The 11888-nt window shown below is 71.3% G+C and carries 9 protein-coding genes and 2 pseudogenes; 3 read left to right on the forward strand and 8 right to left on the reverse strand.

All coding sequences use genetic code 11. The annotated features are described in order from the left end of the window. From LOY02_RS06060 to LOY02_RS06070, 3 genes and pseudogenes are all read left to right on the forward strand, one after another. A pseudogene (locus tag LOY02_RS06060) lies at nt 1–576 on the forward strand (xylose isomerase); the annotation flags it as partial. A gap of 148 nt (nt 577–724) precedes the next feature. Beyond that, nucleotides 725–1216, forward strand: a complete 492-nt coding sequence (locus tag LOY02_RS06065; RefSeq protein ID WP_317181438.1) for a VOC family protein — start codon at nt 725–727, stop codon at nt 1214–1216. Between the two features lie 228 nt (nt 1217–1444). After that, nucleotides 1445–2422 (forward strand): LacI family DNA-binding transcriptional regulator, encoded by a 978-nt coding sequence (locus LOY02_RS06070; protein WP_317181439.1) that lies wholly within the window; start codon nt 1445–1447, stop codon nt 2420–2422. A 60-nt stretch (nt 2423–2482) separates the two neighbouring features. Here the strand turns inward: LOY02_RS06070 and LOY02_RS06075 are convergent, their stop codons facing one another. From LOY02_RS06075 to LOY02_RS06110, 8 genes and pseudogenes are all read right to left on the reverse strand, one after another. Next, the gene (locus tag LOY02_RS06075; protein ID WP_317181440.1) at nt 2483–2656 is read right to left on the reverse strand and encodes a hypothetical protein; all 174 of its coding nucleotides are present in this window, start codon (nt 2654–2656) and stop codon (nt 2483–2485) included. 3 nt (nt 2657–2659) lie between these two features. Then, on the reverse strand, nt 2660–3457 hold the full coding sequence (locus tag LOY02_RS06080) for a ceramidase domain-containing protein (RefSeq protein ID WP_317181441.1): 798 nt from the start codon (nt 3455–3457) through the stop codon (nt 2660–2662). 96 nt (nt 3458–3553) lie between these two features. Beyond that, entirely contained in the window at nt 3554–5770 is a 2217-nt protein-coding gene (locus LOY02_RS06085; RefSeq protein ID WP_317181450.1) for a glycoside hydrolase family 3 N-terminal domain-containing protein, read from the reverse strand. A 236-nt stretch (nt 5771–6006) separates the two neighbouring features. Further along, the gene (locus LOY02_RS06090) at nt 6007–6849 is read right to left on the reverse strand and encodes a carbohydrate ABC transporter permease (RefSeq protein WP_317181442.1); all 843 of its coding nucleotides are present in this window, start codon (nt 6847–6849) and stop codon (nt 6007–6009) included. Further along, on the reverse strand, nt 6846–7832 hold the full coding sequence (locus tag LOY02_RS06095; RefSeq protein ID WP_317181443.1) for a sugar ABC transporter permease: 987 nt from the start codon (nt 7830–7832) through the stop codon (nt 6846–6848). The genes LOY02_RS06090 and LOY02_RS06095 overlap by 4 nt, the downstream gene beginning before the upstream one ends. Continuing rightward, nucleotides 7829–9127: an ABC transporter substrate-binding protein gene (locus LOY02_RS06100; RefSeq protein ID WP_317181444.1), complete on the reverse strand. Its 1299-nt coding sequence runs from the start codon at nt 9125–9127 to the stop codon at nt 7829–7831. The genes LOY02_RS06095 and LOY02_RS06100 overlap by 4 nt, the downstream gene beginning before the upstream one ends. 224 nt (nt 9128–9351) lie before the next feature. Continuing rightward, nucleotides 9352–11649, reverse strand: coding sequence for an LLM class flavin-dependent oxidoreductase (locus LOY02_RS06105; RefSeq protein ID WP_317181445.1), 2298 nt, complete (start codon nt 11647–11649; stop codon nt 9352–9354). Nucleotides 11650–11655: 6 nt separating this feature from the next. Continuing rightward, nucleotides 11656–11888: pseudogene (locus tag LOY02_RS06110) on the reverse strand (hypothetical protein); the annotation flags it as partial.

Genomic DNA, 11888 nt, shown 5'->3' on the forward strand with positions numbered 1-11888 from the left:
CTCATCGCCGAGCTCGAGCACGGCGACATCGTCGGACTCAACCCCGAGACCGGCCACGAGCAGATGGCGAACCTCAACTACACCCACGCCCTCGCCCAGGCACTGTGGAGCGAGAAGCTCTTCCACATCGACCTCAACGGCCAGCGCGGCCTCAAGTACGACCAGGACCTCGTCTTCGGCCACGGTGACCTCATCTCCGCCTTCTTCACCGTCGACCTGCTCGAGAACGGCTTCCCCGGCCACCCGGACGGACCGCGCTACACCGGTCCACGCCACTTCGACTACAAGCCGTCCCGCACCGAGTACCTCGACGGCATCTGGGAGTCGGCCCGGGCCTGCATGTCCACCTACCTCCTGCTCGCCGAGAAGGCCAGGGCGTTCCGCGCCGACGCCGAGGTCCAGGCCGCGATGGCCCAGGCCGGCGTGCTCGACCTCGCCGTCCCCACGCTCGCGGACGGGGAGACGGTCGAGCAGTTCCTCGCGTCCGACGAGGAGCTCGACCTCGAGCGGGCCGCGGAGCGGGACTACGGCTTCGTGCGCCTCCAGCAGCTCGCCCTCGAGCACCTCATCGGCTGACCCGGGCCTGCTCGGGGGCTGCGGCAGGCGCTTCACGGCCATTCGACGCGGGGTCAGACCCCGGGGGTCGACCTGCGGCCCGCAGGTGGCTAGCGTCGGTAGCTGCACCCCGAGGGGCGGGGTGACCTGCCGACGCAAGGAGGCGCCGATGCCCAAGACCGTTCCCTGCCTCTGGTTCAACGGCGAGGCCGAGCAGGCTGCCGAGTTCTACTGCTCGGTCTTCCCCAACTCCCGGGTGGTGCGGGTCCAGCGCTACCCCGAGGGCAGCCCGTTCCCCACTCCATTCACTCCCGGGACCCCCATGACCGTCGACTTCGAGCTCGACGGGCAGCCCTACACCGCCCTCAACGGAGGCCCCGAGTTCACCTTCTCCGAGGCGACCTCGATGCAGATCCTCTGCGCCGACCAGGACGAGATCGACCACTACTGGGAGGCGCTGACCGCCGACGGCGGTGAGGAGAGCATGTGCGGCTGGCTCAAGGACCGGTTCGGCTTCTCGTGGCAGGTCGTCCCGACCATGCTCACCGAGCTCGACTCGGCCGACCCGGCGAAGGAGAAGGCCGTCGCCGACGCGATCTTCCGGATGAAGAAGCTCGACATCGCCGAGCTGCAACGCGCCTTCGACTCCGCGGAGGCGTGATCCAGGGCTGGTCGGGGTCGGCCTGGTCAGGGTTGGCCTGGTCAGGGTTGGCCGGGACGTGCCACGGCGGGTGGTGCCGGGCGCACCGGCGTCGTCGCCGTGCCGCGGTATCCTCTCGATAACGTTATCGAGACTGCGCGAGAACGCGGCGCCCAGCATGGCGCGCCCGCTGCGCGAGACGCGTGAGAGGCGGGTGTCGGGCCGGTGCACACGGGTGGTCGTGTCCGCATGCAGGACGTCGCGCGCACCGCCGGGGTGTCCGTCGCGACGGTCTCCAAGGTCGTCAACGGCCACTACGGCGTCTCCCGGGAGACGGCAGAGAAGGTCTCCAGGGTCATCGACGAGCTCGGCTACGAGACGAGCCTCGGCGCGCGGAGCCTGCGGAGCCACCGGACCAACATCATCGGGGTGCTCGTCGCGGAGTTCGAGCCCTTCAGCACCGAGCTGCTCAAGGGAGTGTCCGCCGCCATCGGCCCGACCGGCTACGAGCTGCTCGCCTACTCCGGCGGCCACCAGGGCGGGGCCGTCGGGTGGGAGCGCCGCTCGCTCTCCCGACTCGGCGGCACCCTCATCGATGGCGCGATCATCGTCACCCCGACGGTCGTCGACGCCCGCAACGCGATCCCGGTCGTCGCGATCGACCCGCACACCGGCCCCACCGACGTCCCGACGGTCGAGTCCGACAACTTCGCCGGCGCGGTGCTCGCCACGCAGCACCTGCTCGGCCTCGGCCACCGGCGCATCGGCTTCCTCGGTGGGCGCCCCGACCTGGAGTCGGCTCGCCAGCGCGAGGAGGGCTTCCGCCACGCCATGGCCGCGGCGGGTGCGGTCGTCGACGAGTCCCTCGTCCTCGTCGGCGGCTACCGGCCCGAGTCGACCGAGGGCCCGGCGCGCGAGCTCCTCACCCGGCCGGACCGTCCGACGGCGGTCTTCGCCGCCAACGACCTGTCTGCGATCCGCACCATCGACGTGGCGCATGACCTGGGGTTGGGCGTCCCGGACGACCTGTCGGTCATCGGCTTCGACAACATCCCCGAGTCCGTCCTCTCACAGCCGCCGCTGACGACGATCAACCAGCCGCTGCACGACATCGGCGCCACCGCCCTGCAGATGCTCGTCACCCTGCTCCAGGGGCGCGAACCGGAGCAGACGCACGTGCGGCTGCCGACCTCGATGGTCGAGCGGGCGTCCTGCCGGGCGCGCTGAGCCCCGCACGCCCTCCGTGCTCCGGCTGCCCCGATCCGTCGGTCGGGCCGGCCCGACCCGTCAGCCGACCGGGATCTGCTCGTCCTCTTCGTGCTCGGCGGCATCGAGCTTCGCGATGACCGACTTCACCTGAGCGAGGACGTCGGCCTCGTCATGGCCGAACGTGCTGAGGTAGGCACGCATCGCGTGCCTTGTCAGCGCGAGCTCAGCGTCCGAGAGATGCACCGTGTTCACAGTTCAACGGTACGCCGCCAACCTCTCGCTGGCGTAGAACCGATAGAGGAACCACGCGGCGAGCGCGTCGAGGACGTGCCACGCCGCGTGGCCCTGGGCGATCGAGTCCGGGCGGCACAGCGGGGCCCCCGTCTTCGCCGCGGTCCAGACGGTGAACGCGAGCACCAGGGCCGCGACGGCTGCGACGCCCCAACGGAGCTCGCGGCGAAGGCCCCTTCTTCGGAGCAGGACCAGCTCGCCCAGCATGGCCAGCAGCAGGGCCACGCCGAAGGCGAGGTTGGCTCCCGACATCACCACGGGAACGCGCCACTCGGCGTTCTCCACGAGCTCGCACGTGATGACGACCGCGAGGCCCGCCCCGAGGAAGAAGCCCAGTCCTCGGCGCAGCACCCGCATCCACGCGTAGGCCGCCGCAAAGGCTGCCAGCAGGTACATGCTGAGGAGGTCGAGTCGCCCACCGAGGGACGACTGGGTGGCATGCATCGCCATGCTGCCCGGGCCGAGGAGCACGATGACGACCGACAGCGTCGTGGCCAGGCTGGGGTGCGGCCAGAGCCGTCCCTCGCGCGTTCCTGCCCGGCGGGCCACGGCGAGCCCGGCGACGACGAACGCGAGGTTGGACCACGTGTTGGCCGGTTGCCGGATCCAGCCCGAGGTCGCTGCCTCGCAGAAACCGTCGCCCCGACCCGTGTCCGGCCCCAGCCAGCCGAGCGCGGCCCCGCTGACCACCAGCCCGAGCGACACGACTGCCGTCGCCGCGGCGACGATCAGGGGCCGGTGGTCGCGCGGCTCCGAGGGCATGCAGCCAGTCCACCATGCTGGTGACGGCACCACCCCGGAAAGGGCGATGGGCAGCCGCCGGGCCCAGCGGCATACGGCATCGTGGTCCTGGCTCCGTCAGCGGAGGCTGGTGCTCGTCCAGCGCTCGTCCGCGATACCGACCCGGTGGACCGCCCCGGCGAGGTCGACCGACGCCTCGGTCTCGGGCTCCGCGCACGACGGGCCGACCCAGAGCCGGAGCTCTCCGGGCTCGACCACCCGCTCACCCCGGCGGTCCGTGAAGGCCAGCCGCGCAGGCGGGACGACGAACTCGACGACGACGGCCTCACCCGGCTCGAGACGGACGCGGCGGTAGCCGAGGAGCTGGGCCACGGGGCGGGTCACGCTCGCGACGACGTCACGACCGTAGAGCTGGACGACGTCCTCGCCCGCCCGGTCGCCGGTGTTCGTCACGCGGACCCGCGCCCGGATCGGCCCTGACGTCCCAGCACCGGCGTCGACGGCGAGACCCTCGTGCGCGAAGGTCGTGTAGGACAGACCGTGGCCGAAGGGCCGCGCCGGCAGACTGCTGAGGTTCGTCACATCGGTGTCGCCACCGAGGACGGGGTGCAGGTAGGTGTAGGGCTGCGCGCCGGCCGACCGGGGAAGGCTGACCGGGAGCCGCCCCGACGGGTTGACCCTCCCGGAGAGGACCCCCGCGATCGCGGCAGCGCCCTCCTCCCCCGGGAAGAAGGTCTGGACCACCGCGGAGCACCGGTCGAGAGCCCAGTCGATCGCGTAGGGGCGGCCCGTGACGAGGACGAGGACCACCGGCGTGCCCGTCGCCAGCACCGCGTCCACGAGGGCGCGCTGCACCCCCGGCAGGTCGAGGTCGTCACGGTCACTGCCCTCCCCGACGGTCCCGCGGCCGAAGAGGCCGGCCTGGTCCCCGACGACGACGACCGCGACGTCGGCTCCCTCCGCGGCTGCGCGGGCAGCGGCGAGTCCGGAGGTGTCGTCGTCGTCCACCGCGCAACCCGCGGCGTGGACGATCTCGCTCCCGACGAGCTCGTCCTCCAGGGCGGCACGGACCGTCTGCACCTCGATGCCGTGCTCGACCCCGGGATGGTGGGACAGGACGTGGTTGATGAAGGAGTAGCCGCCGAAGAGCGCCTCGACGCGGTCGGCGTTCGGGCCGACGACCGCCACCCGGGCGGGGCCGGCGAGGGGGAGCGTCCCGTCGTTGGACACGAGGACCACCGACTCCTCGGCGAGACGCGAGGCGATCCGGCGGTGCTCAAGGCTGTCGAGGTCGATCGAGGTGGGCGGCTCGGGCTCGACGTCCCCCTCGAGGAGGCCGAGCTCTGCCTTCTGGTGCAGCGCGCGGAACACCGCCCGGTCGACGAGCGACTCCTCGACCGTGCCGGCCTCGACCGCTGCGGCGAGCGGCCCGAGGTAGGCGTCACCCGTCGGCAGCTCGATGTCGACCCCGGCCGCCAGGGCCTGGCCCGCGGCCTCGCCGAGGTCCTTTGCGACGTGGTGGAGCAGGTGGAGGAAGGCGACGCCGAAGTAGTCCGCGACGAGGGTGCCGTCGAAGCCCCAGCGGTCCCGGAGCAGCCCGGTGAGCAGGTCGGGGTCGGCGGCGACCGGGACGCCGTCGATCTCGGAGTAGGAGTGCATGACGGACCGGGCCCCGCCGTCGAGCACGGCCATCTCGAAGGGAAGGAGCAGCACGTCCGCCACCTCACGCGGCCCCGCCTGCACCGGACCGAAGTTGCGGCCCGCCTCGGATGCGGAGTAGCCGACGAAGTGCTTGAGGGTGGCGTGGACGCCCGCGGACTGGAGGCCGAGCACGAACGAGGTCCCCAGGGTGCCGACGAGGTAGGGGTCCTCGGAGATGCACTCCTCGACGCGCCCCCAGCGGGGGTCCCGGATGACGTCGAGGACCGGGGCGAGACCCTGGTGGATCCCGAGCTGCCGCATCGAGGTGCCGATCGCCTCGCCCATCTCGGCGACGAGCTCGGGGTCGAACGCCGCGCCCCAGGCCAGCGGTGTGGGGAAGGTCGCCGCACGCCAGGCCGCGAGCCCGGTGAGGCACTCCTCGTGGACGAGGGCGGGAATGCCGAGCCGAGTCTCGCGGACCAGCCTGCGCTGGCGCTCCCAGAGCCACCTCGCCCGCTCGGCCGGCTCGACCGGCCGGGTGCCGTAGACGCGCGTCAGGTGGCCCAACCCGTGCCTGGTCGCCTCATCGAGCGTCTGGGTGACCTCGAACTCCCCTTGGAGCGGGGCGACTGCCTCGCCGTCCCCCTTCTCCCAGAAGCCGACGAGCTGGGCGAGCTTCTCCTCCAAGGACATTCCGGCGATGATCGATCGGATCCGCTCGACGGCCTCCGCAGGGATGCGAGCAGGGGTGACCGGCCGCGGGGCGGCCTTGGTCGCCTCGGTAGGCGCGTCAGCGGTCACCTGGGGCGTGGCCTGGGGAGAGGCTTGCAGATCCGTCACGGGACCTTCCTTGGGAGGGGAACGACGGGGCCGTTCCGGGGCTGGCCGAGGCTGCGGGCCGAGGCTGCGGGCTGGTGGAGGCGGCCCGCTCACCCCTTCACGGCGCCCTGGAGGCCATTGACGATGCGCTTCTGCATCGCGAGGAAGAACACGAGCGCCGGGATCATCGCGAGGCTCGTGAAGGCGAACACACCGGCGGTGTCGGACGAGTACTGCGACGAGAAGTCCGCGACGCCGAGCGGCAGCGTCTTCATGTCGCCCTGGAGCAGGAGCAGCGGTAGGAGGTAGGCGTTCCAGGAGCCGACGAAGGCGAGCACCCCGACGGTCACCATCCCGGGTCCGGAGAGGGGCACGACGATGCGCCAGAAGAAGCCGACCCTGGAGGCGCCGTCGATGAGGGCGGCCTCCTCCAGCTCGTCCGGCAGCGCCATGAGGAAGGGCCGGAGGATGACGACCGTCATGGGCAGGGCGAAGGCCGCCTGCGGGAGGGCCACCCCCCACCAGGTGTTGCCGAGGTGCAGGTCGCGCGTCACGAGGATGAACAGCGGGATGATCGCGACGGTGGCCGGGAAGAGGAGCCCGAGGACGAAGACGAGGTAGAGCCGCTCGCGCCAGCGGAACCGGTAGCGGGCGAGGGGGTAGGCCGCCATGAGGCCGAGGACGACGACGATGGCCGTCGTGAGCACGGCGATCACGGTGGAGTTCCAGGCGTACTGCCAGAAGTCGGGGTTGGTGACGACGCCCGCATAGTTGCCCAGGACCCAGGGGTCCGGCAGGCCGGCGGGGGTCTCGGCGATCTGGGCGTTGGTCCGGAAGCCACCGAGCACGCCGTAGAGCACCGGGCCGAGGGTCACGGCCACGACGGCGAGGGCCACCGCGTAGACGAGGGGGTTGCCGCCCCTGCCCTGGCGCCGGGTCGTGCGCCCGCTCATCGGGAGGCTCCCTTCGGCACGTCGGCGTCGAGCGTGTCACGCCGCAGGATGAAGCGCTGGTAGGCGAGGGCCATGATGAGCGCGACGACGAACAGGACGACGGACGCCGCGGCGGCGATGCCGTAGTTCTGCCGCTTCGTCCCCTCGTTGATGAGGAAGGTCGCCATCGTCGTCGTCGCGTTGGCCGGACCGCCCCCGGTGAGGATCCACACCATGTCGAAGACCTGGAGCGAGCCGATCATCGACAGGAAGGCCCAGGTGCGCAGGGTCGGACCGAGCAGCGGGATGGTGATCCGTCGCTGGACCTGCCACCACGACGCACCGTCGATCTCGGCCGCCTCGTAGAGCTCCTCCGGCACGCCCTGGAGACCAGCGAGGAAGAGGATCACGGCGAGGCCGAGGTACTTCCACGTCAGCACGACGATGACCGCGGGGAGGGCGAGCTCCGGCGTGCCGAGCCACCCTTCCTCGGGGCCTTCGAGGCCCACGGCGGACAGGAGCCCGTCGATGACGCCGTACTGCGGTTGGAGCAGCTGGAACCACACGACTCCGGCGATGACCTCCGCGAGGACGTAGGGCACGAAGATGACCGTTCGCAGCAGCCCCTGGCCCGGCATCCGCCGGTTGAGGAGCAGCGCGACGGCGAGGCCGAGGGGGAGCTGGATGAGGATCGAGAAGACGACGATGGTGAGGTTGTGCAGGAGCGCGTCGGTGAAGACCTCGTTCTGCAGCACGCTGACGTAGTTGCGCAGCCCCACGAAGTCGTCGAGCGGGCCGAAGCCCTTCCACCGATAGACCGAGAACTGGACCGCCTTGACGATCGGCCACACGACGAAGAAGCCGAAGAGCGCCAGCGCCGGGCCGACGAAGAAGAGGACCTCGAGCGCCGTCCGCAGCCCCGGACCGCGGCGACGAGGCCTGGGGCTCCCGGCCGCCGACGGTGCCTCCGCACGGTCGGTGGCCGGGGCCAACAGGTCGGTCACTTCGCGGCGTCCGCCGCCGCCTGGGTCGCCTCGACGATGTCCTGCGGGGAGGCCTTGTCGGCGAACATCAGGGCGATCTCGTCGTTCATGGCTCCACCGACGGAGGCGCCGAAGGCGGTGTCGAAGTAGAGCTGGACGTAGGGCGCCTGGTCGCGCACCTCGATCAGGGCGGCGAGCGCCTGGTCCGAGACGTACTGGGTCGAGGCCGGGTTGGTCGGCAGGCCCATGTCGAGCTCGGCGAAGCCCTTCTGGACCTCGTCGGACAGCATGTACTTCACGAACTCGACCGCGGCGTCGGGCGCGTCCTGCGAGACGGCCCACGCGTCGCCACCACCGAGGGCGGCGGCCGGGTCACCCTGACCACCGGAGACGGCAGGGAAGGCGAACCAGCCGAGGTCCTCACCGAGCCCCTTCTTGTCTGGGGTCAGGCCCTGCATGACGCCCGGCTCCCAGTGGCCCTGCAGCTCCATGGCGACCTTGCCCGTGGCGAGCAGGCCGGAGGCGCTGGTGGGCCCGCTCTGGGCGGGCGTGGACAGGAAGCCCTTGTTGAAGGGTTTCGCTGCCACGAGGCGTTGGACGTCCTCGCCCGCCCGGATGAAGCACGGGTCGGTGAAGCTGAGGCTCGTGACCGCGTCGGTCAGCACCTGCTTGGGGCACTGCCGCAGGGAGAAGTAGTACCAGTAGTGCGCCGCCGGCCACTTGTCGCCGGCTCCCACCGAGACCGGCTCGATCCCGGCAGCCTTGAGCTTGTCGACGGCGGCGTAGAACTCGTCCCAGGTCGTCGGCGCCTCGGTGACGCCGGCCTTCGCGAAGAGCGACGTGTTGTACCAGAACCCGACGACGCCGACCGAGAACGGCAGGGCGTAGGTCTTGCCGTCGACCTGCCATCCGTTCACCGAGCCGCCGAGCTTGCCGATGGTGTCGGCCGCTGCCGTGCTGAGGTCCTTGGTCAGGCCCGCCTCGACGTGGTCGGCGAGCTCGCCGCCGCCCCGCTCCATGTAGACGTCGGGCGCGTCGCCGCTCTGGAAGGCCGCGTCGAGCTTGGTCAGCATGTCCTCATGCTGCATGGCGCTGACCTGGACCGTCACCCCCTCGTTGGCGGCCTCGAAGTCCTTGGCGACCTTGTCGTAGTAGTCCTTGCCCGGGCTGGTGTTGGAGTTGTGCCACCACGTGATCGTGACGTCACCCCCGGACTCGCCGGGCGAGCCAGTCTCACCGTCGCCGCCGCCGCAGGCCGCGAGCACCGTGAGAACCGTCCCGACGGCCATGGCCCGCAAGATCGGTGTCCCGCGCATCGTTGGTCTCCTCGTCGTTGAGAGAGTCACATTGTGTGAGTGTGGAAGTCGTTTGAGAGGGATGGACAGGGCCACGTTTGCAGCCGTCGACGCATCGTGTCAATCGTTTCCGATAACGTTATCGAAAACGTCGCCAGCCACGAGTCCACACCCATGCCGTATGCCGCTGAGCTCGCCCCGCGCCTCGCGCGGTGAGGCGCGGTGCCGGCTGAGCGGCATACGGACTAGGGCTGGGTCGGCTCGATCTGGACGTTGTCCCGGAAGACGTTGCCCGGGTCGTAGGTTCGCTTCAGCGCGCGGAGCCGTTCGAGGGTGGCGGGTGGAAAGGCGTCGCCGACTCGCTCGGGTCGCCGGTCCGTGTCGAAACTGACGTAGAGGCCGTCGAAGTGGTGGGCCAGGGCGTCCCACACGCGGTCGAGCCGGGAGTGGCTCGCCCCCATGGCCACGACGCTGAACCGCGCCGACCGGTGAGCGAAGGCCGTCGCGTCGGGGGTCATGTCCTGCGTCGCCCCGCCGAGGGCCCGGATCTGGAAGAAGTGGACGGAACCGGAGTGCAGGAGATCGGCGGCCTGCTTCGCGAACCCGGGGCTGACGTGGTCCAGCAGGCCCGATCGGGCCACCGGCTGGCCCTGGGCGTCGTGGGCGGACGGCGGGGCGGCGACGAGGGCTGCGTAGGGCATGATCTGCGCCTGCTGGCCGATGAGGGGGGCCACCCCGGCGAGGACCTGGAGCCTGGCCAGGATCCTCTCGGCGTCATCCGAGGCGACGACGTTCATCGTCTGGGCGACGACCCGTCCGTTGCGGGGCGGACCCATGATGAGGAAGCTCGTCGTGTCGCGCGGCGACCCCTCCACGGCTGCCCCCCAGCGCACGAGGAAGCCGGCCACGTCCGAGGTGACGTCGTGGACCAGCTGACCGAAGCCGATGTCGCCCACCTCTCCGGCCTCGAACTCGAAGGAGGTCACGATGCCCAGCAGGAAGCCGGCACCGCGCACGCCCCAGAAGAGGTCCCGGTTCTCGGACTCGCTGGCCCGGACCATCGATCCGTCGGCGAGGACCATCTCGACCGCGCGCAGTCGATCGATGGTCAGGCCCTGCAGACGCCCGAGGAAGCCGATGCCGCCCGCCGTGGCGAGGCCGCCGACGCCCACTCCACCGTAGTCCCCTGAGGTGATCGCCCACCCGCGCGGAGCCAGCGCCGCGGCAACCTCGCCCCAGCGGGCGCCCGGCCCGATGCGCACGCGCCTCGTTGCCGGATCGAGGACCTCGATCTCGCGCAGCCGGCCGAGGTCGATGATGATGCCGCCGCGGTTCGTGGAGCGGCCGCTGATGCCGTGACCTCCGCTGCGCACGGACAACGGGACCGGCTGGGTCCCGGCCCAACGGACCGACTCGGCGACCTCGCCGACGTCCCGTGGGCGCAGCACGAGCCCCGGCGACCCTCCACGCAGGTAGGTCGACCGGTGGCGGGCGTAGGCGGCATCCCCCGGCTCCACCGCCCCGTGGGCCAGCGGCGCCGGGACGGAGTCGTAGTCGATGCCGACGTGGCGCTGGACGCGGACGAAGGTGCTCGTGATGGTCCGGGTCTCGGTGCCCCTCCGCTCGCGCTCGGCGGCGACGGCTTCGCGGAGGGCCGGGACGACCTCGCCCGCGAAGGTCTCGATCGCCGCGGGCCCGTCGGAGGCGAGGACCACCGTGCCGACGCCGTCATCCAGGACCACGGGGAGGAGCTGCTCGACCCACTGCGTCGCAGGTCCCTGGAGGAAGCCACGGCGGCGCGCATCGAAACTGCCTGACACGTTGGCGATGCGCCGGATCTCGCGAGGGTCGCGGCCGGCCTTGATCGCAGCCTCGTCGACGGCTCGGCCGGTCGCGGACAGGTCCCCCAGACCAACCGTGCCGCCGGGGATGACCCAGCCGTCGGCGAGCCGACCGATGAGGTCGAGCATGCGCGGCTTGCCCCCGCCGACCCAGATCGGGAGGGTGTGGGCCGGGGCGGGACCGCGCACGACCCCATCCACGCGATGGTGGACTCCATTGGTGCGCAAAGGGTTCCGTTCGCCTGCCGCCCAGACGCCCCGGAGGATGTCGATGGCTTCCTCCAGGGCATCGATCGACTCACCGGGCTGGAGGCGTCGAGTGCCCATTGACTCCATCGCGTCCCAGAAGTGGCCGGCCCCCAGGGCCAGCTGCAACCGGCCGTGCGAGAGCAGGTCGAGGCTCGCGGCTGCCTTGGCGAGTACCGCCGGCTGACGCATCGGGACGTTGATGACGCTGGGGGCAAGGCGGATCCGGTCGGTCTGCCCGGCGACCCAGCTGAGCAGGGTCCACGTCTCGTGGAATCGGGGCTGGTAGGGGTGGTCCTGGAAGGCGACGAGGTCGAGACCGACGGCCTCGCTGTGCTGCGCGAGGCGGACGGGCGCGAGCGGGTCGCCCGTGGTGTGTCCGCTGTCGGCCGTCGGGCCCCATGAGTTGTGTGGCGTGATGAACGCGCCGAACTCCAGCGGGTGACCGAGATCCACGGCTCGTCAGTCCTTCCGGCCCGGGCGAGCTGTGGTGATCCCGCGGCGGGAACGTTCAGCAGCCACGAGCTCTCGCGTGGCCGGCGCGACATCCTCGCCGAAGAGCGCGATGACATCGGGGTCGTCACCCGGGGCGATGAAGGCGCTGATGCCGTGCTCGAGGACCAGCGTGGCCAGCTGCTCGGCCCACTGCCGCGGCGGCCCGACGAGGAGCCGATCGCTCGGCTGCGCCGTGAACT

It is taken from the genome of Intrasporangium sp., from assembly GCF_032907665.1.
Classification (GTDB): Bacteria; Actinomycetota; Actinomycetes; order Actinomycetales; family Dermatophilaceae; genus Intrasporangium.